This is a genomic window from Nocardioides nitrophenolicus, assembly GCF_016907515.1.
Lineage (GTDB): Bacteria > Actinomycetota > Actinomycetes > Propionibacteriales > Nocardioidaceae > Nocardioides > Nocardioides nitrophenolicus.
In genome coordinates, this window is the sequence record NZ_JAFBBY010000001.1 from 551,110 (window position 1) to 576,324 (window position 25,215).

Consider the following 25,215-nt stretch of genomic DNA (forward strand, 5'->3'; position numbering starts at 1 on the left):
GGTGCGGAACCCCCCAGTCACCGCAGCGGTCGTACGCCGGGATCAACGACCGGTGCACCGCGAGGTTCCGGATTTACCCGTGATCGCCCGTCACGGCTATTGAACGGGTGTCAGCACGCCTGTCAGTGGGTCGCGGAGGCCCGGGTCCGGGGCACCAGCGCGGCGAGCAGGACGCCGACGAAGGCGGCCGCGGCGCCCACCCCGAAGCAGATCGCGAAGGCCCGCTCGGTGGGCAGGGCATAGCCGGCCAGGTCGAGGGTCCAGGCGGTCAGGATCGCCGCCATCGCCGCCGACGACACACTGGTGCCGATGGAGCGCACCAGCCCGTTGATGCCGACCGCCGACCCGGCCTCGGCGAGCGGCACGGACTCCAGGATCAGGGTCGGCATGGCGGCGTACCCGATGCCGACGCCGGCGGAGGTGATGCAGGTGGCGATCATCAGCTGCCACGGCGCGTCCATCAGGAAGAACGCGAACAGGTAGCCGATGCCGAGCACGGTGCCACCGATCATCAGCGTCGCCCGGGCGCCGATGACCCGGATGAGGCGGCCCGAGACGGGCGAGAAGGCCATCATCACCAGGCCGCCGGGGGCCATCCAGAGGCCGGTCTCGAGGAGGCTCTGGCCGAGCCCGTAGCCGGTCGCCGCGGGCGACTGCAGCAGCCGCGGGATGACGATCGCCTGGGCCATCATGCCGAAGCCGATCGCGATCGCGGCGAGGTTGGTGAGCAGCACGGGCCGGCGGGCGGTGGTGCGCAGGTCGCACAGCGGGTCGGTGGTGCGCAGCTCGTAGCCGCCCCACGCGAGCAGCACCAGCACGGCCCCGGCGAGCAGCCCCAGGGTGCGTCCGTCGCCCCAGCCCCACTCGTTGCCCTTCGAGACCGCGACGAGCAGCGCCACCAGGCCGACCGCGAGGCCGAGCGCGCCGACCATGTCGAACCGGCCGGGCCGGGCGTCGCGCACGTGCGGCACGAGCAGCACCACGGCCAGCACGACGACGGCGGCCAGGCCGGTCGACACCCAGAACAGCGTGTGCCAGCTGAAGTCCTGCACGATCCACGCCGACAGGGGCAGGCCCACCGCCCCGCCGACGCCGAGGGTGGCGCTCATCGCGGCCATCGCCGTGGCGGTCAGCCGCGGCGGGGTGATCTCGCGCAGCAGCGCGATGCCGACCGGGACGAAGCCCATGGCGAAGCCCTGGAGCAGGCGGCCGCCGAGCATCGGGACCAGCGAGCCGCTGAGGGCGCACACCAGCGAGCCGAGCACGAGCAGCAGGGCGCTGACCACGAGCACCCGCTGCTTGCCGTACAGGTCGGCGAGGCGGCCCGCGATCGGCATCGCCACGGCGCCGGCGACCAGGGTCGCGGTCACCACCCAGGAGGCGTTGGCCTCGCTGGTGTGGAGCAGTCGGCCGAGCTCGCCCTGGATCGGGATGACCATGGTCTGGGTGAGCGAGGCGGTCAGGCCGCCGAAGCAGAGCACCGCCACGACGAGCAGCGCGGAGCGGGCGCCCTCGGCGCCCGGACCGGCGCTCGCGCCGCTGGCCGGCGCGGAGGAGATCGCAGTCACGAGGGTCGAGTCAACGGCGTTGACCCGGCCGCTGTCAACAGCGTTGACCTACGGTGGCCATGCCCTACGGTTGCGGTGTGACGAAGACCTCCCCCGACGCGCCGCGCCTGCGTCCCGCCGGCCTCGCCACCCGCACCGCGATCGAGGAGGCGGCCCGCGGCCTGTTCGCCGAGCGCGGCTTCGACGGCGCCTCGGTGCGCGCGATCGCTGCGGCCGCCGGGGTCGACCCGGCCCTGGTGATCCGGCACTTCGGCTCCAAGGAGGCGCTCTTCCTGCGCACCGTCGACACCTCGCTCGGCATCGGCACCGTCCTCGACGGCCCGCTCGAGACCGTCGGCCGCCGCCTCGTGGCGTACTTCCTCGACCCCCGCCGGCCCGTCATCCGGCAGCGTTACGTCGCCCTGGCCCAGGCCGCGCACCACGACCAGGTCCGCGAGGAGATGATCCGCCACACCGCCGAGACGTACGTCGGCCCGCTGGCCCCGCGGCTCAGCGGCCCGCACGCCGAGCTCCGGGTCGCGCTCGCCGTCGCCCAGCTCGGCGGCCTGCTCAACCTGCTCTTCCTCCAACGCGACCCGGTCGTCACCGGTGCCGACCCCGAGGTCGTGATCGCGACCTACGGGGACGCGATCCAGCGGCTGCTCACCCCGCCCGCCCCTGACCGAGAGGACAGCTGATGCGCAACGCCCGTGCCTGGCACACCCTGACGGCCGCGCTCACCATCGCCGCGCTGGTGCTCCAGCTGGTGCTGGTGATCCAGGGCGGCCGGGTGCTCGACGAGGCGGAGCCGCCCGGCCTCGGCCTGCGGCTGGCGCGCTTCGTCGCGTACTTCACCATCCAGAGCAACCTGCTGGTCGCGGTCGCCACCACGCTGCTGGCCCGCGACCCGCTCCGCGACGGACCGGCGTTCCGGGCGCTGCGGCTGGCCTCGACCGTCGGGATCACCGTCACCGGGCTGGTCCACTTCTTCCTGCTCCGGCCGCTGCTCGACCTCCACGGCGCCGACTGGCTGGCCGACAAGATGCTGCACATGCTGGTCCCCGTCATCGCGGTGGCGGGCTGGCTCGCCTTCGGACCGCGACCGCGGGTCGACGGGCGGGCGGTCGCGGTGGCCTTCGCCTGGCCGATCGCCTGGCTGGCGGTGACCCTGGTCGTCGCCGGCGCCACGCGCTGGGTGCCCTATCCCTTCCTCGACTTCCGCGCGGAGGGCTGGGGCTCGGTGACCGTGGTCTGTCTCGGCATCACCGCGCTCTTCGCCGCGCTCATCGGCGGCTTCCACCGGATGGACCGGCGCCTCGCCCCCTCTCGACAGGTCGGGCCGCTCACGGCACCCTGATCGCGTGACCACGCTCTACGAGCAGGCCGGCGGCTTCGACGCCCTCCTCGACCTGTGCGTGCGCTGGCACCACCTGTGCCTCGCCGACCCGGTCGCCGCCCATCCCTTCGAGCACGGCCTGCACCCGCGCCACGACGAGCGGCTGGCCGCCTACCTCAGCGAGGCGCTCGGCGGTCCGCCGCTGTACACCGCGGGCTACGGCGACGAGAGCTCGATGCAGCGGCTGCACGCCGGCAACGGCGAGCACCCCGACCTCGACGAGGCGTGCCTGGAGCTGTTCGACCAGGCCCTCGCCGACGTGGGGATCGACGGCCACACGGGACGCTCCATCTCGGCGTACTTCCGGCGGGCGACCCAGGCGATGAGCGCCTACGCCGACAGCCCGGACCAGGTGCCGGACGGGCTGCGCTTCAACCACGCCTGAGCCGGCTCAGAGGTCGGCCGCCGCCAGCTTGGCCGGCGCACGCAGCAGGTCGACCCGGACCGCCCGGTCGCCGGCGACGGTCAGCACCAGCAGCGAGGTGAGCACGCCCGCCTCGCGCAGCCCGATCGCGGGCGCGCCGTTGGCCTCGACCAGCTCCACCTCGACGTCGCCGACGTACTTGGCGACCAGGCCGACCAGGAACCGGGCCACCCGCTCGGCGCCCAGGACCGGCCGGCGCGCCGCGTTGACGACGCCACCGCCGTCGGAGGTGCACACGACGTCGGGGTCGAGCACCTCCAGGAGCGCGGCGAGGTCGCCGCCGGCGGCCGCGGCCAGGAAGCGGCCGAGGACGGCCTCGTGGGCGCTGCGGTCGATCTCGAAGCGGGCGGGCTGCGCCGTGAGGTGCGCGCGCGCCCGGGAGGCGAGCTGGCGGACGGCGGCCGGGGTGCGGCCCACCACGTCGGCGACCTCGGCGAAGCCCATCCCGAACACGTCGTGCAGCACCCAGGCGGTCCGCTCGGCCGGCGAGAGGGACTCGAGGACCACGGCCAGCGCATAGCTCACCGTCTCGTCGAGGGTGATCCGGTCGGCGGGGTCGGACGCCGCGGCGACATAGGGCTCGGGGAGCCAGGGGCCGACGTACTCCTCGCGCCGGACCCGCGCCGAGCGCAGCACGTCGGTCGCGGCGCGGGCGACGACGACGGTCAGCCAGCCGGCGAGGTCGCGCACCGGCTCGCGGGCATCGGCCTCGACCAGCCGGGTCCAGCAGTCGGCGACCACGTCCTCGGCCTCGGCCCGACTGCCGAGGATGGCGTAGGCGACCCGCACCAGCCGCGGCCGGAGGGCGTCGTACTCCGCCGCCAGCGCCTGGACCCGGGCGACCGGGTCACACACCGGCCAGCCAGTCGTCGAAGGTCACCTGTCCGAGGGTGGCACCGGCACCCGGCAGCAGGCCACCCTCCGTCACCTGGCGACCGGCCCGCCCGGCCATCGGTACGGGTACGACGATCCGCCGGCTCCCCCGCGCCCGGACCGTGGCGCGCACCATCCGGCCCAGGTCCTCGGGTCGTGGCCCGCCCAGGTCGGGCAGCCGCCCGCCGGGCTCGCCCAGCGCGGCCGTCACCAGCGCGGCGGCGACCTCGCGGGCCGCGACCGGCTGGGTGCGCATCCGCAGCGCCATCGCGAACGGCCGCGGGCTGCGCTCGACCAGCTGGCCGGCGAACTCGTGGAACTGGGTGGCGCGCAGCACCGACCACGGCACCGGTCCGGTCACGACCAGCTCCTCCTGCCGGCGCTTGCCGAGGTAGTAGGGCAGGTCGACCCGGTCGCAGCCCACGATGGACAGCGCGACGTGGTGGCGCACGCCGGCGGCCACGCCGGCCGCGAGCAGGCGCCCGGTCGCCGCCTCGAAGAAGGCGACCGACCGCTTCGCCCTGAGCGTGTCGACATTGCTCGCGTCGATCACGGCGTCGACCCCGCCGAGGGCCTCCGCCAGGCCCGCCCCGGTGGTGAGGTCGATCCCCCGCGAGCGGGCGATGACGACCGGCGTGGCGCCCGCCCGCCGCACCTCCTCGACCACCATCGCGCCGACCAGTCCCGTGCCGCCTGCGACGGCGATGTTTGTGCTCATGCCAGGAGGACGAGACGGGGCGGCGGAATGTGACATCGGGATCAGTCCCCGCGGGCCTCCAGCGCGGCGGTGAGCAGCGCGACCAGGGCCTCGGTCTGCAGGTCGATGGCACCGCCCTCGACCTCCTCGCCGGCGCCGTCGAGCGCCCGGGCGGCGAGCCCGGCCTTCTTGTCGATCAGCTCGGCGATCCGGGTGTCGAGGGTCTGGGTCGCGATCACCCGCCACGCGGTGACCGGCTCGGCCTGGCCGATCCGGTGCACCCGGTCGATGGCCTGGGTCTGCTCGGCGTCGGTCCAGGACAGCTCGGCCAGCACCAGGTTGGACGCGACCTGCAGGTTGAGGCCGACGCCCGCCGCGGTGAGCGAGCAGACCGCGACCTGGACGTCGGGGTCGTTGACGAAGGCGTCGATCTCCTTCTGCCGGGTCGTCGAGGACTGGTCGCCGCGCACCGAGCTGTAGCGGATCCCCCGCTCGGCGAAGGTCTTCTCCGCGGTGTCCATCACGTCGATGTGCTTGGCGAAGAAGACGACCTTGCCGACGTTGCGGGCCAGCTGGGCGGTGTAGTCGGCGGCGAGACCGGCCTTGGCCTGGCCGATGCGGCGCATCATGGTGAAGACGTTCTCGCCGGTCTTGGTCGAGTTGTCCTCGCGCTCCCAGCCGGCGACCTGGCGGACCAGGCGGTGGTCGATGCCCTCGACCTCGGCGCCGGTGCGGCGGGTGGCGATCGCGGCGTCGTAGCGCTCCACCATCCGGCGGGCCAGCTCCTGCTCGGCCTTGCGGATGGATCGGCCGGCCTCGCCCTCGAGCTCGACCGGGATGTCGGCGACCCGACGGGCCGGGATGTCGGACGCGACGTCGATCTTGCGCCGCCGCACGATGCCCTGCTCGATCACCGCGCGGCGAGCGGCCGGGTAGAACGCCGGGTCGGCGGGCGTCAGACCCGTCTCCTCCAGCGCCTCCATCAGCCGGCCCTGCGGCACGATCTCGTCGATCCAGCCGAGGAACTGCCAGATCGCGCGGAAGTCCTCGATGTCGTTGATCAGCGGCGTGCCGGTCAGCGCCATCATGAGCGGCCGGGCGATCCGCGAGCGGATCCGCGAGGCGATCTCCAAGACGTTCTGGGAGCGCTGCGAGGACTTGTTCTTGATGTAGTGGGCCTCGTCGACGATCATCCCGCGGAAGCCGTGGGTGCCGAGCCAGCCGACGTGGCGGTCGAGGATCTCGTAGTTGACCACGAACACGTCGGCGAAGCCGTCGGCGTCGTCGCCGTCGCCGTGGAGGACGGTGGCCCGGCGGTTCGGCGTCCAGATCTCGACCTCGCGGGCCCAGTTGGTCTTGACGACGTTCGGCACCACCGCGAGCAGCGGGAAGGCACCCGCGGCCTCGGCCGCCAGCAGCGCCTGGGCGGTCTTGCCGAGACCCGGCTCGTCGGCCAGCAGGTAGGTGCGGTGCCCCTCGGCCGCCGACGCGATCAGCTGGGCCTGGTGCTCCATCAGCTCGCGCCCGACCGGGGCGTGCCGGCCGGTGAGGGCGGTGAGCTGGTCGGCGGGCGGCAGCGGCATGCACGCCGGCGCGTCCGGCGCGGCCCGCTCGAAGGAGCGGAACAGCGGCTCGAGCAGCTCCCAGCCGGCCAGCCGGCGCGGCGGGACCTTGACCCGGGCGTGCGCGAAGTCGGGGGCGAGGAAGGGATGCGAGAGCTGGTAGGCCTGCACCGAGAGCGGGGTGACCCGCTTGTCGGCGAGCGCGGCCAGCTCGGGGTCGACGGCCACCGGCGTCGGCTCGGGCTCCGGCTCGTCGACGCCGGCCTTGCGCAGCAGCTCGCGACGCATCGCCTTGGCCGACTCCGACACCTCGGCGTTCTCGTCGAGCAGCGTGAACAGGGTGCTGTCACGGGCCGCGGTCTGCGCCAGGATCGTCGCGATCCCGTCGAGTCGCTTGAGCTCCTCGCCGCGCCGGCTGTCGGAGAGCCCTGGGTCGGTCTTGACCCGGGCCCGCTCCTCGCGCGCCAGCAGCGCCACGACCTGGAACTTCGCGCGCACCTCCGGCATCGCCGAGCGCCGGGCCACGGCCGCCTCGACCTCGCGCACCGCGCGGGCGAGCTGCGGGATGATGCCCTCTTCGTTGCGACGCGTCCGCGTCGACTGCGAGTTGCGGCGCTGCTGCGTCGCTCCCCGCTGGCCTCCTCGAGCCACAGGTGTCCTTCCCAGCGGCCGCCGCCATACGACGACCCCGGTTCATCAGCAGGTTCGACCGGCGGCTCGCGCTGCTGCGGGAGGGCACCGATCGGCGTACGTCACCGGGTGCCCGTCGAGGACGGCGTCCGGTGGTGCGCTCAGCGTAGCGCACCCGACTCACAGGCTCCTGCCAGCGCCACCGCAGCGCGGCCCCAGCCGCCGCCCGGAGGGTCGAGCCAGGCCCGCACCGACGCGGGCCGGACGAGAGGAGCACCGATGAGCAAGTACCGCATGCGCGCCGCCGCCCTGCTGGCGGCCGGCGCCGTCGCCGGCGGCGTCACGGCCACCGCCCTGGCGGCCACCGCCGACGACACGACCGGCACGTCCGGCTCCGCCGTCGCCCCGGACCGCCCCGGCGGGCACGGCGGCCCCGGCGGGCACGGCCCGGGCCTGGACTCCGCGGCGCTGGCGAAGGCGCTGGGCGTGAGCGAGGACGAGGTGAAGGACGCCTTCGACGCCGTGCGCGACCAGCTGAAGCCCGACGACGCCGACCGGCCCGCGGCGGGCACCGCGCCCACGCCCCCGACCGAGGCGGAGCGGGCCGAGCGCGAGGCGGCGCTCGCGAAGGCACTCGCCGAGAAGCTGGGGGTGAGCGAGGCGAAGGTGACCGCGGCACTCGACGAGGTGCGCGCGGCCGGCGCCGCCGAGCGCCGTCAGGACCTGTCGGACCGTCTCGACGAGGCGGTCGCCGCCGGCACCCTGAGCGCCGACGACAAGGCATCCGTGCTCAAGGCGTACGACGCGGGGGTGCTCGGCGGGCCGCGCTGAGAGACGCCTACGACTCCGTGATCGGCACCGGCTCGCCCAGCGCGTCGGCGCCGAGGTGCACCAGGGTCTGCTCGGGCGAGAAGGGATGGAACTTCGCGGCCCGGATGTCGCGGTAGCACCGCTCGATCACCGAGCCCCGGAAGTACGCCGGCCCGCCCACGACCTCCATCGCGAGGTCGCAGACCTCGACGCCGGCCCGGGCGACCTCCGCCTTGGCGGTCATCACCGCCAGCACCGTCGCCCGGGACGGCACCGGGTCGTCGCCGACGAGCGCGAGCGCGCCGTCGAGCGCCCAGCCGGCGACCCGCAGCCGCGACCGCATCACGCCGACCTGGCGCTGCACGGCCACATCACCGGACCGGCGTACGGCGGCCGCCACCGCGGCGTCGTACGCCGCCTCGGCGACGCCGAGGTAGGCACCGCAGATGATCGGGAAGGCGATGCTCGAGATGACCTGCAGCGGCGGGTCGACCACGCCCCACGGGCGGTTCGCGAGCACCTTGTCGTCGGGGACGAACACGTCGACCAGGTCGATGTCGTGGCTCGCGGTGCCGCGCATCCCCAGGGTGTCCCAGTTGTCGGCGACGGTGACACCTTCGGCACCGACCGGGACGGCCAGGTTGAGGACCCGCCGGCCCTGCTCGGGATCGTCGTAGCAGGCCATGGTCGCGATGACGGCTCCGTGCCGCGACTGGCTGGCGAACCGCTTGCGACCGGTGACCCGGAAGCCGCCGTCGACCCGCACCGCCTCCCCCTGCGGCTGGGTGTAGTCGCCGCCGCCGGTCGAGACGAGCAGGATCTGCTCCTCCGCGACCCGGCGCAAGGTGGCCTCGGCGCCCGGCAGGCCGCGACGGTAGCGCCACGCGGTGAACGCGACGACGTGCTGGTGCATGGCGCTGGCCAGGGCGGTGGCGCCGCAGTGGTGGCCGAGCTCGCGCTGGAGCGCGACGAGCTCGCGGACCGTGGCGCCGTCGCCGCCGAGCTCGACGGGGACGGCGGCGCGGAGCAGGCCCGCGGCGCGCAGCTCGTCGTACGCCTCGGACACGAAGCTGCCCTCGGCGTCGTGCCGCGCTGCGTGGGCGGCGATGCGGGCGCCGACCTGGGCGGCCCGGTCGGCGGGAGTGGGACGGGTGGCCGACGCGCCGGTCGGCTGGAGGGTGGTGGTCATGGATCCACGGTCCGCCCGGGCGCACCGCCCTCTCCAGTCCACGAAGACGACCTCGCCGGTACAGGTTCTGGACTACCGCGGCCCGGCGTCGCGGGCGCACCATGGGCAGATGCCCGAGTACGGCAACTACTGCCCCGTCTCGATGGCGTCCGAGGTGGTCGCGGACCGGTGGACGCCGCTGATCATCCGCGAGCTGGTGCTCGGCAACACCCGGTTCAACGACATCGCCCGGGCGCTGCCCGGGATCTCCCGCTCACTGCTGGTCCAGCGGCTGCGCCATCTCGAGCGCCGCGGCGTGCTCGAGACCTGGCCGGCGCCGACGGGACGCGGCAGCGAGTACCACCTCACCCCGGCCGGGCGCGATCTCGAGCGGGTGATCGACAGCCTCGGGCGCTGGGCGATCGAGTGGCTCTTCGAGGAGCTGCGGCCCCAGGACGTCGCGCCGACCACGCTGATGTGGTGGATGCACCGCCGGGTCGCCCTGGACCGCCTGCCCCCGGGCCGCACCGTCGTGGAGTTCCGGCACACCGCCCCCGACGCCGTCACCATCTGGCTGGTCATGGAGCGCACCGAGGTGTCGGTCTGCCTCCAGCACCCCGGGTTCACGGTCGACGTCGAGGTCACCGCGACCACGCCGAGCCTCGCCGACGTGTTCCAGGGCTACTGCTCCTGGTCCGAGGCGCTCGACGCGGGACGCATCCAGGTCGTGGGGCTCCCCCGTCTGGTCACCGCGCTGCCGCGCTGGTTCCTGTGGAGTCCCTGGGCGGAGGTGACCCGGGAACGCGCGGATCGCGCCCTCGCCAACTAGAACCTGTTCTAGAGTCGGTCGGGTGGGTACCTATGCAGTCACCGGCTCCGCCTCCGGCATGGGCGCGGCGGTCGTCGCGCGCCTGGTCGCCGACGGCCACACCGTCATCGGCGTCGACCTCGCGGAGGCCGACGTCGTGGCCGACCTCTCCACTCCGGACGGCCGGCGTACGGCGGCCGCCGCCGTGCTCGAGCGGGCCGGCGGCTTCCTCGACGGCGCGGTGCTCGCCGCCGGGCTCGGCCCCGCACCGGGCCGGGACCGCGCGCGGCTGATCGCGCAGGTCAACTACCTCGGCGTCGTCGAGCTGCTCGACGCCTGGCGCCCCGCCCTGGCCGCCGCGGAGCGGGCCAAGGTCGTCGTGTTCTCCAGCAACTCCACGACGACCATGCCGATGGTGCCGCGCCGGGCCGTGCGCGCACTGCTGGACCGCGACGTACCGCGGGCGCTCGGCACGCTGCGCCGCTTCGGACGGATGGCGCCGTCCTTTGCCTACGGCGCCAGCAAGATCGCGGTCAGCCAGTGGGTGCGCCGCGAGGCCGTCAGCCCGGAGTGGGCCGGCGCCGGCATCCGGCTCAACGCCCTCGCTCCCGGCGCGATCCGCACCCCCCTGCTCGAGCAGCAGCTCGCGACGCCCGCGGAGGCCAGGCGGATCAAGGCCTTCCCGGTGCCGATCGGCGGCTTCGGCGATCCCGGCCAGCTCGCCGCCTGGGTGGTGTTCATGCTGTCCGACGCGGCCGACTTCCTGTGCGGCAGCGTGGTGTTCGTCGATGGCGGCTCGGACGCCTGGTTCCGCGCGGCCGACTGGCCGCGCCCGGTCCCAGCACTCCGGCTGCGCGGCTACCTGCGGCGGATGCGGGAGTTCCGCGCCGGGACTTGACGGGCAGTTCCTGCACTTGTCGGGCGTTGCAACGGCCGACAAGCGCAGGAATCACCGGTCGACCGGCGATTCCTGCGTCCCGCGCCTGAAACGAGTTGCGCAACTAGTTGCATAGCCGCCGCGGCTGGGGCATCCTCGTGCCATGGCCCTCGAGCACGCGATCCTCGTGTCGCTGAGTGAGCGCGCCGCGTCGGGCTCCGACCTGGTGCGGCGCTTCGACGCGTCGATCGGCTTCTTCTGGTCCGCCACCCACCAGCAGATCTACCGCGTCCTGGGCCGGATGGAGGGCGACGGCTGGATCACCTCCGAGGCGGTCGCCCAGGCCGACCGCCCCACCAAGAAGGTGTACGCCGTCACCGACGCCGGCCGCGCCGAGCTGGCCCGCTGGATCGGGGAGCCCACGACGCCGGACGCGATGCGGAGCAGCGTCAGCGTCAAGATGCGCGGCGCGTCGTACGGCGACCGCGCGGCCCTGCTCGACGACCTGCGCCGCCAGCTCGACGAGCACGCCAAGCGGCACTCCCTCTACGAGTACCTCGCCGCGCGCGACTTCCCCGACCCCGGCGCGCTGAGCGACGCCGACCTCGACATCTACCTCGTGCTGCGGGGCGGGCTCCTCATGGAGGAGTTCTGGATCCGCTGGCTGACCGAGTACCTCGACGCCCACACCCAGGAGAGCCCGCGATGAGCACCCCCTATCCCCTCCTCACGACGCCCGCCACCATCGGTGGCCTGGAGCTCCAGTCCCGCGCGGTGATGGGCTCGATGCACACCGGGCTCGAGGACCGGCCCTGGCACGTCGACGAGCTCGCGGCCTACTTCGCCGAGCGCGCGGCCGGCGGCGTCGGTCTCATCGTGACCGGCGGCTACTCCCCCAACATCCGCGGCTGGCTGCTGCCGTTCGGCTCGCAGATGACGACCCGGCTCAACGCCCACCGGCACCAGCGGGTGACCGAGGCGGTGCACGCGAACGGCGGCCGGATCGCGCTCCAGATCCTGCACGCCGGCCGCTACGGCTACACGCCGTTCAGCGTCTCGGCGAGCGCCACCAAGTCGCCGATCACGCCGTTCAAGGCTTCCGCGCTGTCGGCCCGGGCGGTCGAGCGGACGATCGACGACTTCGTCGCCAGCGCCAGGCTCGCCCGGAAGGCCGGGTACGACGGCATCGAGATCATGGGCTCCGAGGGCTACCTGATCAACCAGTTCCTCGCGGCCCGCACGAACCGTCGTACTGACAGGTGGGGCGGGTCGGCCGAGAGGCGGATGCGCTTCCCCGTCGAGATCGTGCGCCGGATCCGCCAAGAGCTGCCCGACTTCTTCGTGATGTACCGGATGTCCCTGCTCGACCTCGTCCCCGACGGCCAGACCTGGGCCGAGACCGTCGACCTGGCGCACGAGATCGAGCAGGCCGGCGCGAGCGTCATCAACACCGGCATCGGCTGGCACGAGGCGCGCGTCCCCACGATCGTCACCAGCGTCCCGCGCGGTGCCTGGGTCGACAGCACGCTGCGACTCAAGGCGGAGGTCTCGATCCCGGTCTGCGCGAGCAACCGGATCAACACCCCCGACGTGGCGGAGTCCGTGCTGGCGCAGGGCGTCGACCTGGTCTCGATGGCGCGCCCCTTCCTCGCCGACGCCGACCTCGTCGCCAAGGCGCGCGACGGGCGCGCCGACGAGATCAACACCTGCATCGGCTGCAACCAGGCCTGCCTCGACCACACCTTCCAGGCCAAGCGGGCGTCCTGCCTGGTCAATCCGCGCGCCTGCCACGAGACCACGCTCGTGCTCAGCCCCACCCGCCGGGCCCGGCGGGTCGCCGTCGTCGGCGGCGGTCCGGCGGGGCTCGCGACCGCCGTCAGCGCCGCCGAGCGCGGCCACGACGTGACCCTGTTCGAGGCGGCCGACGAGCTCGGCGGGCAGTTCCGGCTGGCGATGCAGATCCCCGGCAAGGAGGAGTTCGCCGAGACGCTGCGCTACTACCGCCGCCGGATGGAGGTGCTCGGCGTCAACGTCAAGCTCGCCACCCGGGCCACCCCCGACCTGCTCACCGGGTACGACGACGTGGTCGTCGCCACCGGCGTCGCCCCGCGCACGCCGGCCATCCCCGGCATCGACCACCCCAAGGTCGTCTCGTACCCCGACGCGATCACCGGCAAGGTCGCCGTCGGCGCGAAGGTCGCGGTCATCGGCGCCGGCGGGATCGGCTTCGACGTCACCGAGCTGCTGACCCACACCCCCGAGACGCTCGAGGAGTGGAAGGCCCACTGGGGCGTCGCCGACCCGGCCGTCGTCCGCGGCGGCGTCACCGACAAGGCGCCGCGGACCCCCGCCCGCGAGGTGTGGCTGCTGCAGCGCAAGGAGTCCACGCAGGGCAAGGGCCTCGGCAAGACCTCGGGCTGGGTGCACCGCGCGGTCGTCAAGGACCTCGGCGTCCACCAGCTCAGCGGCGTCGCCTACGACCGGATCGACGACGCCGGGCTGCACGTCACCGTCGACGGATCCCCGCAGGTGCTCGACGTCGACCACGTCGTCGTGTGCGCCGGGCAGGAGTCGGTCCGTGGGCTCTACGACGGGCTGCTGGCGTCGTCGTACGCCGGGACGGTGCACCTGATCGGGGGTGCCGACGTCGCCGCCGAGCTGGACGCCAAGCGCGCGATCAAGCAGGGCACCGAGCTGGCGGCCGCGCTGTGAGCGCCGCGGTGTCGAGCTTCCGGGCCGCCGTCGAGGCGCGCGACGTGGCCGCGATGCGCGCCTGCCTGGCCGACGACGTCGTCTTTCGCAGCCCGGTCGCCCACCAGCCCTATCCGGGCAAGGCGATCACCGGCGCGATCCTCGCCCACGTGATCGAGGTCTTCGAGGACTTCCGCTACGTCCGTGAGCTCCACGACGACAGCGGTCACGCCCTCGTCTTCGAGGCGACCGTCGACGGCCTGGAGCTCACCGGCTGCGACTTCCTGGTGCTCGACGAGGAGGGCCTGATCACCGACTTCATGGTGATGGTCCGCCCGCTGAAGGCGGCCCAGGCGCTGGCCGCGCAGATGGCCGCGCGGTTCGACTCGATCGTGGCCCAGGCGGGCGGCGAGGGCTGAGCCCCCGCCGCCCGCCCGCCGCCTCACAGTGCCGGGTTGTCCGCGTCTCCCGGCCGGACCTCGCCGCGCCAGCCTCCGGTCTCGGCGCCGCGCGCCTCGATGAAGGTCTTGAACCGCTCCAGGTCGCCCTCGGTACGCCGATCGACCACCTTCAACAGGTCGCCCGCCTTCTCGACGATCCCCTCGGGCTCGAACTCCATCCGCAGCGTCACCCGGGTCGACTGCCCCAGCGCGTCGGGGGCGAAGGAGACGGTGCCGTCGTTCTTGGTGCCGTCCAGGGCGCGCCAGGTGATCCGCTCGTCGGGCGTCTGGTCGACGATCTCGGCGTCCCACTCGCGGCGTACGCCAGCGATGTCGGCCCGCCAGTGCAGGTGGGTGTCGTCGAGCTGGCGCACCTCCTCGACGCCCTCCATGAAGGACGGGAAGGTCTCGAACTGGGTCCACTGGTCGTAGGCCGTGCTGACCGGGACGTCGACGGTCACGGACTTCTCGATCGTGCTCATGGATCGTGCTCCTCTCGTCGGTTCACCGGGCAATACCCGGGCCCCGGAGGCGGAACCGGGCGGATCGGGCCGGTCCGGGCCTGTCACCGTGCCCGGCCCCGGCTGGCGCGCGGGTCCTCCCCGTTGTCCCCGCGGCACCGTAGGGTTCCCCGCATGGGGATCGAGTTCCGAGACGTCGGCAAGACCTACCCCGACGGCACCGTCGCGGTGACCGGCTTCTCCTGCGCCGTCCCGTCCCACCGCACCCTCGCCCTCGTGGGGACCTCGGGGTCCGGCAAGACCACGCTGATGCGGATGGTCAACCGGATGGTCGAGCCCACCACCGGCACGGTCCTCATCGACGACCGCGACGTCCTCGACCTCGACCGGGTCGAGCTGCGCCGCTCGATCGGCTACGTCCCCCAGGCCGGGGGGCTGCTCCCCCACCGGCGGGTGGTCGACAACGTGGCGACGGTGCCCCTCCTCACCGGCACGCCCAAGCGCGCGGCCCACACGGCCGCCCTCGCCCTGCTGGAGCGGGTCGGTCTCGACCCCGCGCTGGGGAAGCGCTATCCCGCGCAGCTCTCCGGCGGCCAGCAGCAGCGGGTGGCCGTGGCGCGCGCGCTCGCGGCCGATCCCAACGTCCTGCTCATGGACGAGCCCTTCGGCGCCGTCGACCCGATCGTGCGGCGCGGGCTGCAGGACCAGCTGCTCCAGCTCCAGGCCGAGCTCGGCAAGACCATCGTGCTGGTCACCCACGACATCGAGGAGGCCTTCCGGCTCGGCGACGAGGTGGTGATCCTGCGCACCGGCGGCATCGTCGCCCAGGCCGGCACGCCCAAGGAGATCGTCGCCGCGCCCGCCGACGACTTCGTGCGCGACTTCATCGGCGCCGACCGCGCCGAGCGCGCCCTGCGCACCCTCGAGGTCGAGGGCCGCAGCGTCGTGGTCGACGGCGACGGCCGGCCGTTGGGTGTGCTCGAGTGAGCTGGCTGGAGGCCAACCGCGCCTACGTGCTCGACATGCTGGTCCAGCACGTCCGCCTCTCCGTGCCGGCCATCGTGATCAGCGTGCTGGTGGCGGTCCTGCTCGGCCGGGTCGCCTGGCGCTGGCCGCGCGCCGGCACGCTCGTCCTCGGCACCGCCAGCCTGCTCTACTCCGTGCCCGCGCTGCCGCTGCTGATCGTGATCCCGGTCCTGCTCGGCATCCCGCTGCGCTCCGGGCTGACCCTGATCGTGGCGCTGGCGGTCTACGGCACCGCCCTGCTCGCCGGCACCGCCGCCGACGCCTTCCGCTCGGTCGACGCGCGGGTGCGCGAGGCGGCCGAGGCGATGGGCTACTCCCGCGCGGGGCTGTTCTGGAAGGTCGACCTGCCGCTCGCCGTACCCGTGCTGCTGTCGGGAGTCCGGGTGATCACGGTCAGCACCGTCAGCCTGGTCACGATCGGCGCCCTGGTCGGCATCCCGAGTCTCGGCAACCTGCTCACCGACGGCTTCCAGCGCGACATCCGGGCCGAGATCGTCACCGGCGTGGTCGGCACCATGCTGCTCGCGGTGCTCCTCGACGGGCTGCTCGTCGCGCTGGGCCGGCTCGCGACCCCCTGGCGGGCCGCCACTCCCACGGGAGCGGCGCGATGAGCCTGTTCGGCGACGCCCTCGCCTGGATCACCGACGGCGCCCACTGGGGCGGGTCGACCGGCATCGACCACCGGATCCTCCAGCACCTGCTGGTCACCTTCGCCGCGGTCGCGATCGCGGCCGTGCTCGCGCTCCCCCTCGGCATCCTGATCGGCCACACCGGTCGCGGCCGGCTGGTCGTGGTCGCGCTCGCCGGCGCGGTGCGGGCGGTCCCGACCCTCGGGCTGCTCACCCTGCTCGGGCTGGCGCTCGGCATCGGGCTGCAGGCGCCCCTGCTGGCGCTGGTCGCGCTCGCCTTCCCGTCCCTGCTGGCCGGGGCGTACGCCGGGATCGAGGCCGCCGACCGCGGCGCGGTCGACGCCGCCCGCGCCATCGGGATGAGCGAGTGGCAGCTGGTCACCCGCGTGGAGGTGCCGCTCGGCGCCGACGTGATCCTCGGCGGCGTCCGCGCGGCGCTGCTCCAGGTCGTCGCGACGGCCACCCTCGCGGCGTACATCTCCGACACCGGCCTGGGGCGCTATCTCTTCGCCGGCCTCAAGTCCCGCCAGTACGACGAGATGCTCGCCGGGGCGCTCCTCGTCGCCGCCCTGGCCCTCGTGCTCGACCTCACCATGGCTGCCCTCCAACGGGCCAGCCGCCCCACCACAGGAAAGGTTCCCTCATGACCCGCACCCCTCGGTTCGGTCTCGCCCTGGTCGCGGCCGCCGCGCTCTCCCTCACCGCGTGCGGCAGCGACGACCCGCTCAGCTCCGGTGGCGACAAGGGCGGCGACACGATCGTGATCGGCTCCCAGGACTACTACTCCAACGAGATCATCGCGGAGGCCTACGCCCAGGCCCTGGAGGCCGCCGACATCAAGGTCCAGCGCGACTTCAAGATCGGGCAGCGCGAGGCCTACCTCCCCGAGATCGAGAACGGCTCGATCGACCTCTTCCCCGAGTACACCGGCCCGCTGCTGCAGGTCTGGGAGCCCGACACCACCGCCCGCCTCGCCGACGACGTCTACGCCGAGCTCGAGAAGGCCGCCGCCGACAAGGGCCTGGAGGTGCTCGACGAGTCGCCGGCCACCGACCAGGACTCCTACGTCGTGACCCGCGCGTTCGCCGAGAAGTACGGCCTGTCGACCATCGAGGACCTCACCAAGGTCACCGAGAAGATGACCTTCGGCGCCAACTCCGAGGCCGAGAGCCGGCCCAACGGGCCGAAGGGCCTCAAGGACACCTACGGCGTCGACGTGGCCTTCACGCCGATCGAGGACGGCGGCGGGCCGCTCACGGTCAAGGCGCTCAAGGACGGCGACATCCAGCTCGCGATCATCTACACCGGCGACCCGTCGATCAAGAAGAACGACCTGGTCACCCTCGAGGACACCAAGGGCCTGTTCCTCGCCTCCCACGTCGTCCCGGTCGCCAGCAAGGACCTGAGCGACGAGGCCGCGGGCATCATCAACAAGGTCAGCGCGGCGATGTCGCCCGAGGACCTGGTCGACCTCGACGCCCGCAGCGTCGACGAGCAGCTGCCGGCCGCGACCATCGCGAAGGACTGGCTCACCAAGGAAGGGCTGCTGTGACGACATGGCCGAGCTAGCCGTCACCGGTGCGACGGGAGGGCTCGGGGGACGCGTCGCCCGGGCCCTCGCGGCGCGGGGGGTCGCGCAGCGCCTGCTGGTGCGCGACCCCTCCCGTGCGCCCGAGCTCCCCGGCGCGAGCGTGGTCCGCTCGACCTACGCCGCGGGCGACCCGGAGCCGATGCGCGGCGTGCGCACCCTGCTCATGGTCTCGGCCGCCGAGTCCGCCGACCGCCTCGAGCAGCACCTCGCGTTCGTCGACGCCGCCGCCGAGGCGGGCGTCGAGCACGTCGTCTACACCTCGTTCTACGGCGCGGCGCCCGACGCCACCTTCACCCTGGCCCGCGACCACTGGGCGACCGAGCAGCACCTGCGTGCCTCCGGGATGGGGTTCACCTTCCTGCGCGACAACCTCTACCTCGACTTCCTGCCCGACCTGGTCGGCGAGGACGGCGTGATCCGCGGACCGGCCGGCGCGGGCCGGGTCGCGGCCGTGACCCGCGACGACGTGGCCGCGAGCGCGGTCGCGGTGCTGCTCGACATCGCGCCCCACGCCGGCGCGACCTACGACCTCACCGGTCCGACGGCGCCCACGTTGACCGAGGTCGCCGAGATCCTGAGCGCCCACCTCGGCCGGCCGGTGCGCTACCACGACGAGACCGTCGAGGAGGCCTACGCGTCGCGACGGCGGTGGGAGGCCCCGCAGTGGCAGTACGACGCCTGGGTGTCCACCTACACCGCGATCGCCCGCGGCGAGCTGGCCGGCGTGACCGACCACGTCGAGCGGCTCACCGGCCGCGCGGCGACGGGGCTGGCGGCGTACCTCTCCCGCACGCCACAATCGCCCGCATGACCGCTGTCGCGCTGGTGTTCGCCGGCCTCGCCGCCCTGCTCCACGGCTACATCTGGGTGATGGAGTCGCTGACCTGGACCAGCCCCCGCACCCGCGCCACCTTCGGCACCAGCCAGGCCGAGGCGGAGGCCACCAAGGAGCTGGCCTTCAACCAGGGCTTCTACAACCTCTTCCTGGCCCTGGTCACCGCCGGCGGCATCATCGCGTTCGCGGCCGACGACGACCGGGTCGGCGCCACCCTTGTGTTCACCGGCGCCGGGTCGATGGTCGCGGCCGGCCTTGTGCTGCTGCTGTCCTCGCCCGACAAGGCGCGGGCGGCGCTCACCCAGCTCGCCTTCCCGGCCGTCGCCGTGGTGCTGCTGGCGATCGCGCTGGCCTGACCCGGCTCACCGCTCCGGGCCCGGGTACCGCCCGCGGATGGACGACTCCGAGAACACCCGACCGTTGCGCGCCCTCGTGCTCTGCTGCACGCTCAAGCCGACGCCGGCGCCGTCCAGCTCCGAGCTGCTCGGTCGCCGCGTGCTGGCGGCGCTGGCCGACCACGAGGTGCAGGGCACCCTGGTGCGCGTCGTCGACCACCACGTCGCCTTCGGCGTGAGCACCGACGAGGGCGACGGCGACGCCTGGCCGACGATCCGCCAGCAGGTGCTCGACGCCGACATCCTCCTCCTCGCGACCCCGATCTGGATGGGCCAGCCCGCGTCGGTCTGCAAGGTGGTGCTCGAGCGCCTCGACGCCGAGCTGAGCGAGACCGACGACGAGGGGCGGCTGCTCACCGCCGGCAAGGTCGCGGGCGTCGCCGTCGTCGGCAACGAGGACGGCGCCCACCACGTCTCGGCCGAGGTCTACCAGGCGCTCAGCGACGTCGGCTTCACCATCCCCGCCAACGGGGTCACCTACTGGGTCGGCGAGGCGATGCAGTCGACCGACTACCGCGATCTCGATCCCGAGCCGGAGAAGACCGCCACGACGACCGCGACGCTCGCGGCCAACGCCGCCCACCTGGCGCGGCTGCTGCGCGGGTCGCCGTATCCCGCCGCCTGACGGGCGGATCAGTCGCGCGCGAGCACGAAGAAGTACGGCGGCGCGTCGCGCAGGTCCATGCAGCCCAGCAGGGTGTCGTCGTCGACCCGGCGGAACAGGTCGATGATCGGCAGGTGGTCGTAGCTCATCCCGGCCGTGACCACGCCGCGGTACTCGACCGGGCGCACCCGGGCGCGCGGCTTCCGGGTCCGCAGCACGGGCAGCGCCGCGCCCATGACCGCGCGTCCCCGGGCGACCACGCCGGACGGGATCTTGTCGACGATGCCGAACGGGATCCGGCGCGGATCCACCGACACGATGGCGCCGGAGGGCGCGCGGAACAGCAGCGGGTGCACGTCGTCGGCCGAGTCGAACTGCTTGCCGTACCAGCCCGAGGCCTCGAGCAGCCCGTCCATCGGGTGCCCGGTCGCCAGCTCACGGCCGTGCCAGCGGCCGGTGAGCTCCTCGGCACGCACGGCCGGGAGGCTGTCGAAGAGCGCGAGCGCGTCATGGAGCGCGCAGGCCGGCTCGAGGGCGGCGAGCCGGTCACTGGGAATGACAGTCATGCTGTCATTCTCGCTCATGACAGCTCGGTCGCGCGTTTCTTGACCTCGGCCCACGAGAACCGCTGCCGCAGGGTCGCGCCGCTCGGCACGCCGTCCTCCGCCTTGGCCCAGGCGGTGTAGTCGGCGAAGGAGCCGGTGCTCCCGGGCGCGGCGAGATAGCGCGCCACGATCGCCACCACGTCCTCGTCGCTCCACCGCCGACTGGTCGACCGGGTCTTGTTCGTGGCCACCCCGGCGTGGCCGCACGCGGCGTTCCACGACCCGAAGCGGCGGATCAGCAGCGCGGGCGAGGCCGCGACGCGCCGGCGCTGCCACCCGTCGTACGCCGCCGCTGTGAGCGGCTCGCCGAGCTCGGCGGCAGCCGCGGCGAGGTCGGCGGCGATCTGCTCGTCGGAGAACTCGGGGACCCGCATGAGCCCCACCGTAGCCACCCCGGCGGCCGTTGTCCGTCGGGGACGAAGACGCCCCGGATCTTCGGTCGCCGTGGCCGTGACCGTCGACACACCCGCGTCCCTACCTTCGAGGCATCCGCCACGGCGACCAGTCACCAAGGAGCCCGACCGATGCCCTTCCTCACCCCCGATGCCCCACCCGTCGACCCGGCGGAGCTGCTCGCCCGCCCCCGTCAGGAGCGGATCCGCCTGCTCGCCACGTTCTGGGCCGAGTACGGCTTCGGCACGCCGAAGCTGGTGCACACGATCTACATCGTGAAGCTGCTCGTGCTCTATGTCGTCGGCGGCGTCGCGCTCGCGACCCTCACCTCCGGAGTCGGCGGTCCGCTCGACGTCGCCCAGTGGTGGGACCAGCCGGTGATCTACCAGAAGCTGGTGCTCTGGACGCTCTTCCTCGAGCTGTTCGGGATCGGCGGGACCTGGGGCCCGCTCGCCGCGCACTTCAAGCCGATGACCGGCGGCATCGCCTACTGGGCGCGACCGGACACGATCCGGCTGCCACCGTGGCCAGGCAAGGTGCCGTTCACCGCGGGCGACAACCGCGGCGTCCTCGACGTGCTGCTCTACCTCGCCACCCTGGCGAGCTTCCTGCTCGCCGTCGTCGCCGGCAGCAGCACGACCATCGAGGGCCTCGGCGGGGTCGAGCTGGTCGACCCGCGGCTGATGGCCCTCTCTGCCGGGCTGCTGGTGCTCTGCGGCCTGCGCGACAAGATCCTCTTCCTCGCCGCCCGCGGCGAGCAGTACCTGCCGATCCTGATCGTCTCGAGCCTCGCCGGCAGCGTGCTCACCCTGGTCGACCTGATCGTCGCCGCCAAGCTCGTCATCGTCATCGTCTGGGTGGGCGCGGCCCTGTCCAAGATGAACGCGCACTTCGAGAACGTCGTCCCGCCGATGGTCTCCAACGCGCCCTTCGCTCCCCGGTTCGTCAAGCGCGCCCACTACCGCTCGCTGCCCGACGACCTCAAGCCGTCCCGGCTCGCCTGGTTCATGGCCCACGTCCTCGGTACGACCGCCGAGCTCGTCGTCCCGCTGGTCCTGCTGTTCAGCACCAACTGGACGCTCACCCTGCTCGCGGTGGGCGCGATGGTGCTCTTCCACCTGTTCATCACCCAGACCTTCCCTCTCGCCGTACCGCTGGAGTGGAACATCCTGTTCGCCTACATCACGGTGTTCCTGTTCGCCGGCCACTTCGCGGGCGACGGCTACGGCGTCGCCGACCTCAGCCGGCCGTGGCTGCTCCCGGTCCTCGTCGCGGCGCTCTCCCTGTTCCCGGTCCTCGGCAACCTGCGTCCGGACCTGGTCTCCTTCCTGCCCTCGATGCGGCAGTACGCCGGCAACTGGGCCTCGGCCACCTGGGCGTTCGCGCCGGGCGCGGAGGCCAGGCTCAACCAGCTGAAGAAGCCGGCGAAGAACCAGATCGACCAGCTCGTCGAGGGCATGGGCTATCCCGAGGACGTCGCGGAGGTGACCATGCAGATGACGCTGGCGTGGCGCTCGATGCACAGCCAGGGTCGCGGCCTGTTCTCGGTGATGCAGAACTATCTCGGCGCCGAGTACGAGACCTACTCGCTGCGCGAGGCCGAGTTCTGCTGCAACTCGGTGATCGGCTGGAACTTCGGTGACGGCCACCTGCACGACGACCAGCTCATCGACGCGATCCAGCGCCGGATCGGCTTCGCGCCCGGCGAGTTCGTGGTGGTCTGGGTCGAGTCGCAGCCGATCCACAAGCCCACCCAGGCGTACTTCGTGATGGACGCGGCCCTCGGCATCGTCGAACGCGGCACCTGGCTGGTCGCCGACTGCGTCCGGGAGCAGCCATGGCTGCCCAACGGCCCGGTGCCGACCACCGTCACCTGGCGACACCCGCAGCACCACCCGGACCGGCGCGCCCCGGAGCGCACCCCGGAGGTGACGGCGTGAGCCCGCTGGCCGCGATCCCCTTCGCCCGCGCGGAGCAGGACCCCGCCGGCCGCTGCCTTCGCGACGATGGACGGACCTTCGACAACGCCGGCTTCGCGGCCGACGTACGACGGCTCGCGCAGCGGCTCGGCAGGCTCGGGATCGCCCCCGGCGACACCGTCGCGGTGATGCTGCCGAACTGCGCGGAGATCGTCACCACGATGTTCGCCGCCTGGTACCGCGGATCCGCGCTGACCCCGGTCAACGCGGCCCTCACCGACGACGAGGCCCGCTACCAGCTCCAGGACTCGGCGGCCGCGGTGCTCGTGGGCGACGAGCGCGCCCGCGAGCTGGCCGCGTCGGTCGGGATCGCCTGGTTGGACGCCGCCTCGATCCATGCCGACACCCGTCCTCCGGAGCCCGACGCGGGCCCGGTGGCGGCTGCCGACGACTTCGCGCTGATCATCTACACCAGCGGCACGACCGGCCGGCCGAAGGGCGTGCTGCTCGACCACGCCAACCTGGACGCGATGAGCGGCTCCCTGGTCGAGCACTTCGCGCTGACCGCCGCCGACACCAGCCTGCTCGTCCTGCCGCTGTTCCACGCGAACGGCCTGATCGCGGGCACGCTGGCGCCGCTGCGGGCGGGCGGCGACGTGGTGGTCGCGCCACGGTTCTCCCCCGACACCCTCTGGGACCTGGTCGAGACCCAGCGGCCGACCTACTTCTCGGCGGTGCCGACGATCTACGCCGTGCTCGACGCCCGCACCGCGCGGGAGGTGGACACGTCCTCGCTGCGCTTCCTGGTGTGCGGCGCGGCGCCGATGCCGGCCGAGCTGATCGTGCGCTTCGAGCAGCGCTTCGGCGTACCCGTGGTCGAGGGCTACGGCCTCTCGGAGGGCAGCGTCGCCTCGACCATCAACCCGCTGGACGGGCCCCGCCGGCCGGGAACCGTCGGCGTCGCACTGCCCGGGCAGGAGGTCGCGGTGGTCTCGCCGTCCGGTGAGCGGCTGCCACCCGGCAGCCGGGGCGAGGTGGTGATCCGCGGCGCGAACGTGATGCGCGGCTACCTCGGCCGGCCCGAGGAGACCGCGACGGTGATCCGCGACGGCTGGCTGCACACGGGCGACGTCGGGATCCTCGACGAGGACGGCTACCTGCGCATCGTCGACCGGATCAAGGACCTGATCATCCGCGGCGGCGAGAACATCTACCCCAAGGAGATCGAGGAGTGCCTCTACGCGCACCCCGCCGTGCTGGAGGCCGCCGTCGTGGGCCGGCCGCACCCGGTGCTCGGCGAGGTCCCGGTGGCGTACGTCGCGCCCCGGCCCGGTCACGTGGTGACGCCCGAGCAGCTGCACGCCCACTGCGCGGCCGGATTGGCGCGCTACAAGGTCCCCGACGCCTTCGAGGTGCGCACCGAGCTGCCCAAGAACTCCGTCGGCAAGCTGGTCAAGGGGCTGCTGCGTGAGCCGAGCACGGTCTGAGCCGGTCTGCGAGGATGCCGGGATGGCGCAGCGCTCCGGGACCGATCTCGTCGAGGTGGTCGCGGCCGCGCTGCAGGCCCGCCTCGCCGACCTCACCGGCGCGCTCCGCGACCGGCTCTCGAGCCGGATCTCCGAGCTCGACGGCGACGCGGCGATCATCGACCTGCTCCACGCGAGCATCGAGGGCAACGTCGAGAACATCCTCAACGCGCTGCGCCACGACATCCCGCTCGACAAGATCGAGCCTCCGTCGGCGGCCTACGAGTACGCGCGCCGACTCGCGCAGCGCGGGGTCCCCGTCAGCGCACTGGTGCGGGCCTACCGGCTGGGCCAGCAGAACCTGCTGGAGCTGGTCTTCGCCGAGTGCGACCGGATGGACGCGCCGCCGCCCGCCCGGGCCGCGGCGTACGAGAGGGTCGTCGCGGTCACCTTCGACTACATCGACTGGATCTCGCAGCGGGTGATCACCGTCTACGAGGACGAGCGCGAGCGCTGGCTGGCCGAGCGCAACAGTGCCCGCGTCGGCCGGGTCGACGAGCTGGTCGCGGGCACGGTGACCGACGTCGACGGCGCCGAGCGGGTGCTCGGCTACCGGCTGCGGGTCAGCCACCTCGGTGCCGTGCTGTGGGTGCACGAGACCGGCACCCAGCAGGACCAGCTGACCCGGTTCACCCGGACCGCCACGGCCGTCGCGGAGGCCCTGGGCGCGCGCGGCACGCCGCTGCTGGTGCCGCACGACCGGGCCACCGCGTGGGCGTGGTTCGCCGTCCCCGAGGACGTCGTGCCCGATCTCGGCGCGCTCGCGGTCCGGCTGCGCGCCGTGGGCGAGCCACCGCTGCCCCGCCTGGCGCTGGGGCGACCGGCCTCGGGGGTGGAGGGCTTCCGACGCACCCATCTCGAGGCGGTGCAGGCGCAGCAGGTCGCCACCGTCGGGGACGACCCACGCCGCGCCGTGACCGGCTTCGACGAGCCGGGGCTCAAGGTCGCCGCGCTGCTCACCCACGACCTCGACACCACCCGGACCTGGGTGCGCGAGACGCTGGGCGAGCTGGCCCGCGACGACGAGCAGCACGAGCGGCTGCGCCACACCCTGCTCTTGTTCTTCCAGCACGACAGCAGCTACACCGCGACCGCCGAGGCGATGCTGATGCACAAGAACTCGGTGAAGTACCGGATCGCGTCCGCCGCCAAGGCGCTGGGCCGGCCGATCGGCTCGGACCGGCAGGCGATCGAGCTGGCCCTCACCGCGTGCCACTGGCTGGGGCGCGCGGTGCTGGCCGAGGCGGGCTGACCCGTGGCGGCGGCGGCTCTTGTGCGCTGGAACCAAGGCGCGCCCGCGAAGTCCGG

27 protein-coding genes are annotated in these 25,215 nt (G+C 73.3%); 19 read left to right on the forward strand and 8 right to left on the reverse strand.

The window, feature by feature from the left end; genetic code table 11:
• Positions 1-122: 122 nt before the first annotated feature.
• Positions 123-1,568, reverse strand: coding sequence for an MFS transporter (locus JOD66_RS02650; RefSeq protein WP_204835392.1), 1,446 nt, complete (start codon positions 1,566-1,568; stop codon positions 123-125).
• A 77-nt stretch (positions 1,569-1,645) separates the two neighbouring features.
• On the opposite strand from JOD66_RS02650, the gene JOD66_RS28060 reads away from it, so the two are divergent.
• From JOD66_RS28060 to JOD66_RS02665, 3 genes are read left to right on the forward strand one after another with little or no spacing between them, the layout of a single operon-like run.
• The gene (locus JOD66_RS28060) at positions 1,646-2,245 is read left to right on the forward strand and encodes a TetR/AcrR family transcriptional regulator (RefSeq protein ID WP_307823253.1); all 600 of its coding nucleotides are present in this window, start codon (positions 1,646-1,648) and stop codon (positions 2,243-2,245) included.
• Positions 2,245-2,904, forward strand: a complete 660-nt coding sequence (locus JOD66_RS02660; protein WP_204835394.1) for a Pr6Pr family membrane protein — start codon at positions 2,245-2,247, stop codon at positions 2,902-2,904. The genes JOD66_RS28060 and JOD66_RS02660 overlap by 1 nt, the downstream gene beginning before the upstream one ends.
• A 4-nt stretch (positions 2,905-2,908) precedes the next feature.
• Positions 2,909-3,328: a globin domain-containing protein gene (locus tag JOD66_RS02665; protein ID WP_204835395.1), complete on the forward strand. Its 420-nt coding sequence runs from the start codon at positions 2,909-2,911 to the stop codon at positions 3,326-3,328.
• A gap of 6 nt (positions 3,329-3,334) precedes the next feature.
• Here JOD66_RS02665 and sigJ read toward each other — a convergent pair whose 3' ends face one another.
• The 3 genes from sigJ to JOD66_RS02680 are packed head-to-tail and all read right to left on the reverse strand — an operon-like array spanning position 3,335 to position 7,150.
• The gene (sigJ, locus tag JOD66_RS02670; protein WP_307823254.1) at positions 3,335-4,222 is read right to left on the reverse strand and encodes an RNA polymerase sigma factor SigJ; all 888 of its coding nucleotides are present in this window, start codon (positions 4,220-4,222) and stop codon (positions 3,335-3,337) included.
• The gene (locus JOD66_RS02675; RefSeq protein ID WP_204835396.1) at positions 4,215-4,958 is read right to left on the reverse strand and encodes an SDR family oxidoreductase; all 744 of its coding nucleotides are present in this window, start codon (positions 4,956-4,958) and stop codon (positions 4,215-4,217) included. Before JOD66_RS02675 ends, sigJ begins: the two co-directional genes overlap by 8 nt.
• Before the next feature lie 41 nt (positions 4,959-4,999).
• Positions 5,000-7,150, reverse strand: coding sequence for a DEAD/DEAH box helicase (locus tag JOD66_RS02680; protein WP_307823255.1), 2,151 nt, complete (start codon positions 7,148-7,150; stop codon positions 5,000-5,002).
• Between the two features lie 258 nt (positions 7,151-7,408).
• Here JOD66_RS02680 and JOD66_RS02685 point away from each other — a divergent pair, with 258 nt between their 5' ends.
• Entirely contained in the window at positions 7,409-7,960 is a 552-nt protein-coding gene (locus JOD66_RS02685) for a hypothetical protein (RefSeq protein ID WP_204835397.1), read from the forward strand.
• Between the two features lie 7 nt (positions 7,961-7,967).
• Here the strand turns inward: JOD66_RS02685 and JOD66_RS02690 are convergent, their stop codons facing one another.
• Positions 7,968-9,128, reverse strand: a complete 1,161-nt coding sequence (locus tag JOD66_RS02690; RefSeq protein ID WP_204835398.1) for an acyl-CoA dehydrogenase family protein — start codon at positions 9,126-9,128, stop codon at positions 7,968-7,970.
• Between the two features lie 109 nt (positions 9,129-9,237).
• On the opposite strand from JOD66_RS02690, the gene JOD66_RS02695 reads away from it, so the two are divergent.
• The 5 genes from JOD66_RS02695 to JOD66_RS02715 all read left to right on the forward strand — a co-directional run bounded on the left by JOD66_RS02695 (position 9,238) and on the right by JOD66_RS02715 (position 13,902).
• Complete coding sequence (locus JOD66_RS02695; protein WP_204835399.1) at positions 9,238-9,936, forward strand: winged helix-turn-helix transcriptional regulator; 699 nt, start codon at positions 9,238-9,240, stop codon at positions 9,934-9,936.
• Between the two features lie 22 nt (positions 9,937-9,958).
• On the forward strand, positions 9,959-10,813 hold the full coding sequence (locus JOD66_RS02700; RefSeq protein WP_204835400.1) for an SDR family oxidoreductase: 855 nt from the start codon (positions 9,959-9,961) through the stop codon (positions 10,811-10,813).
• Between the two features lie 142 nt (positions 10,814-10,955).
• Complete coding sequence (locus tag JOD66_RS02705) at positions 10,956-11,501, forward strand: PadR family transcriptional regulator (protein ID WP_204835401.1); 546 nt, start codon at positions 10,956-10,958, stop codon at positions 11,499-11,501.
• Positions 11,498-13,504, forward strand: coding sequence for an NADPH-dependent 2,4-dienoyl-CoA reductase (locus tag JOD66_RS02710; protein WP_204835402.1), 2,007 nt, complete (start codon positions 11,498-11,500; stop codon positions 13,502-13,504). The genes JOD66_RS02705 and JOD66_RS02710 overlap by 4 nt, the downstream gene beginning before the upstream one ends.
• Entirely contained in the window at positions 13,501-13,902 is a 402-nt protein-coding gene (locus JOD66_RS02715; RefSeq protein WP_307823256.1) for a nuclear transport factor 2 family protein, read from the forward strand. The genes JOD66_RS02710 and JOD66_RS02715 overlap by 4 nt, the downstream gene beginning before the upstream one ends.
• A gap of 23 nt (positions 13,903-13,925) precedes the next feature.
• Here JOD66_RS02715 and JOD66_RS02720 read toward each other — a convergent pair whose 3' ends face one another.
• Positions 13,926-14,405, reverse strand: coding sequence for an SRPBCC family protein (locus JOD66_RS02720; protein ID WP_204835403.1), 480 nt, complete (start codon positions 14,403-14,405; stop codon positions 13,926-13,928).
• Positions 14,406-14,558: 153 nt separating this feature from the next.
• Here JOD66_RS02720 and JOD66_RS02725 point away from each other — a divergent pair, with 153 nt between their 5' ends.
• From JOD66_RS02725 to JOD66_RS02755, 7 genes are read left to right on the forward strand one after another with little or no spacing between them, the layout of a single operon-like run.
• A complete protein-coding gene (locus JOD66_RS02725) occupies positions 14,559-15,371 on the forward strand; it encodes an ATP-binding cassette domain-containing protein (protein WP_204835404.1) in 813 nt (270 codons plus the stop codon).
• Entirely contained in the window at positions 15,368-16,021 is a 654-nt protein-coding gene (locus JOD66_RS02730) for an ABC transporter permease (RefSeq protein ID WP_307823258.1), read from the forward strand. Before JOD66_RS02725 ends, JOD66_RS02730 begins: the two co-directional genes overlap by 4 nt.
• On the forward strand, positions 16,018-16,686 hold the full coding sequence (locus tag JOD66_RS02735; protein WP_204835405.1) for an ABC transporter permease: 669 nt from the start codon (positions 16,018-16,020) through the stop codon (positions 16,684-16,686). The genes JOD66_RS02730 and JOD66_RS02735 overlap by 4 nt, the downstream gene beginning before the upstream one ends.
• Positions 16,683-17,591 carry an ABC transporter substrate-binding protein gene (locus tag JOD66_RS02740; RefSeq protein ID WP_204835406.1) on the forward strand — a complete coding sequence of 303 codons (909 nt, stop codon included), beginning with the start codon at positions 16,683-16,685 and terminating at the stop codon, positions 17,589-17,591. The genes JOD66_RS02735 and JOD66_RS02740 overlap by 4 nt, the downstream gene beginning before the upstream one ends.
• Before the next feature lie 4 nt (positions 17,592-17,595).
• Positions 17,596-18,441, forward strand: coding sequence for an SDR family oxidoreductase (locus JOD66_RS02745; RefSeq protein ID WP_204835407.1), 846 nt, complete (start codon positions 17,596-17,598; stop codon positions 18,439-18,441).
• A complete protein-coding gene (locus JOD66_RS02750; protein ID WP_204835408.1) occupies positions 18,438-18,821 on the forward strand; it encodes a DUF1304 domain-containing protein in 384 nt (127 codons plus the stop codon). Before JOD66_RS02745 ends, JOD66_RS02750 begins: the two co-directional genes overlap by 4 nt.
• Positions 18,822-18,858: 37 nt before the next feature.
• Positions 18,859-19,485, forward strand: coding sequence for a flavodoxin family protein (locus tag JOD66_RS02755; protein WP_204835409.1), 627 nt, complete (start codon positions 18,859-18,861; stop codon positions 19,483-19,485).
• Between the two features lie 8 nt (positions 19,486-19,493).
• On the opposite strand, the gene JOD66_RS02760 is transcribed toward JOD66_RS02755, so the two are convergent.
• Positions 19,494-20,030 carry a DUF4334 domain-containing protein gene (locus JOD66_RS02760; RefSeq protein WP_204835410.1) on the reverse strand — a complete coding sequence of 179 codons (537 nt, stop codon included), beginning with the start codon at positions 20,028-20,030 and terminating at the stop codon, positions 19,494-19,496.
• A gap of 14 nt (positions 20,031-20,044) precedes the next feature.
• Entirely contained in the window at positions 20,045-20,443 is a 399-nt protein-coding gene (locus JOD66_RS02765) for a homing endonuclease associated repeat-containing protein (RefSeq protein ID WP_204835411.1), read from the reverse strand.
• A gap of 150 nt (positions 20,444-20,593) precedes the next feature.
• On the opposite strand from JOD66_RS02765, the gene JOD66_RS02770 reads away from it, so the two are divergent.
• From JOD66_RS02770 to JOD66_RS02780, 3 genes are read left to right on the forward strand one after another with little or no spacing between them, the layout of a single operon-like run.
• Entirely contained in the window at positions 20,594-22,402 is a 1,809-nt protein-coding gene (locus tag JOD66_RS02770) for a DUF3556 domain-containing protein (RefSeq protein ID WP_204835412.1), read from the forward strand.
• A complete protein-coding gene (locus JOD66_RS02775) occupies positions 22,399-23,868 on the forward strand; it encodes a class I adenylate-forming enzyme family protein (protein WP_307823259.1) in 1,470 nt (489 codons plus the stop codon). The genes JOD66_RS02770 and JOD66_RS02775 overlap by 4 nt, the downstream gene beginning before the upstream one ends.
• 22 nt (positions 23,869-23,890) lie before the next feature.
• Positions 23,891-25,159 (forward strand): PucR family transcriptional regulator, encoded by a 1,269-nt coding sequence (locus JOD66_RS02780; protein WP_204835414.1) that lies wholly within the window; start codon positions 23,891-23,893, stop codon positions 25,157-25,159.
• Positions 25,160-25,215 lie beyond the last annotated feature (56 nt).

Bases quoted from the DNA above. Each gene is read 5' to 3' on its own strand.
- JOD66_RS02660 (WP_204835394.1), top strand. From the start codon at position 2,245: ATGCGCAACGCCCGTGCCTGGCACACCCTGACGGCCGCGCTCACCATC.
- JOD66_RS02675 (WP_204835396.1), bottom strand. From the start codon at position 4,958: ATGAGCACAAACATCGCCGTCGCAGGCGGCACGGGACTGGTCGGCGCG.
- JOD66_RS02685 (WP_204835397.1), top strand. From the start codon at position 7,409: ATGAGCAAGTACCGCATGCGCGCCGCCGCCCTGCTGGCGGCCGGCGCC.
- JOD66_RS02690 (WP_204835398.1), bottom strand. From the start codon at position 9,128: ATGACCACCACCCTCCAGCCGACCGGCGCGTCGGCCACCCGTCCCACT.
- JOD66_RS02695 (WP_204835399.1), top strand. From the start codon at position 9,238: ATGCCCGAGTACGGCAACTACTGCCCCGTCTCGATGGCGTCCGAGGTG.
- JOD66_RS02705 (WP_204835401.1), top strand. From the start codon at position 10,956: ATGGCCCTCGAGCACGCGATCCTCGTGTCGCTGAGTGAGCGCGCCGCG.
- JOD66_RS02710 (WP_204835402.1), top strand. From the start codon at position 11,498: ATGAGCACCCCCTATCCCCTCCTCACGACGCCCGCCACCATCGGTGGC.
- JOD66_RS02720 (WP_204835403.1), bottom strand. From the start codon at position 14,405: ATGAGCACGATCGAGAAGTCCGTGACCGTCGACGTCCCGGTCAGCACG.
- JOD66_RS02725 (WP_204835404.1), top strand. From the start codon at position 14,559: ATGGGGATCGAGTTCCGAGACGTCGGCAAGACCTACCCCGACGGCACC.
- JOD66_RS02735 (WP_204835405.1), top strand. From the start codon at position 16,018: ATGAGCCTGTTCGGCGACGCCCTCGCCTGGATCACCGACGGCGCCCAC.
- JOD66_RS02740 (WP_204835406.1), top strand. From the start codon at position 16,683: ATGACCCGCACCCCTCGGTTCGGTCTCGCCCTGGTCGCGGCCGCCGCG.
- JOD66_RS02745 (WP_204835407.1), top strand. From the start codon at position 17,596: ATGGCCGAGCTAGCCGTCACCGGTGCGACGGGAGGGCTCGGGGGACGC.
- JOD66_RS02750 (WP_204835408.1), top strand. From the start codon at position 18,438: ATGACCGCTGTCGCGCTGGTGTTCGCCGGCCTCGCCGCCCTGCTCCAC.
- JOD66_RS02755 (WP_204835409.1), top strand. From the start codon at position 18,859: ATGGACGACTCCGAGAACACCCGACCGTTGCGCGCCCTCGTGCTCTGC.
- JOD66_RS02760 (WP_204835410.1), bottom strand. From the start codon at position 20,030: ATGACTGTCATTCCCAGTGACCGGCTCGCCGCCCTCGAGCCGGCCTGC.
- JOD66_RS02765 (WP_204835411.1), bottom strand. From the start codon at position 20,443: ATGCGGGTCCCCGAGTTCTCCGACGAGCAGATCGCCGCCGACCTCGCC.
- JOD66_RS02770 (WP_204835412.1), top strand. From the start codon at position 20,594: ATGCCCTTCCTCACCCCCGATGCCCCACCCGTCGACCCGGCGGAGCTG.
- JOD66_RS02780 (WP_204835414.1), top strand. From the start codon at position 23,891: ATGGCGCAGCGCTCCGGGACCGATCTCGTCGAGGTGGTCGCGGCCGCG.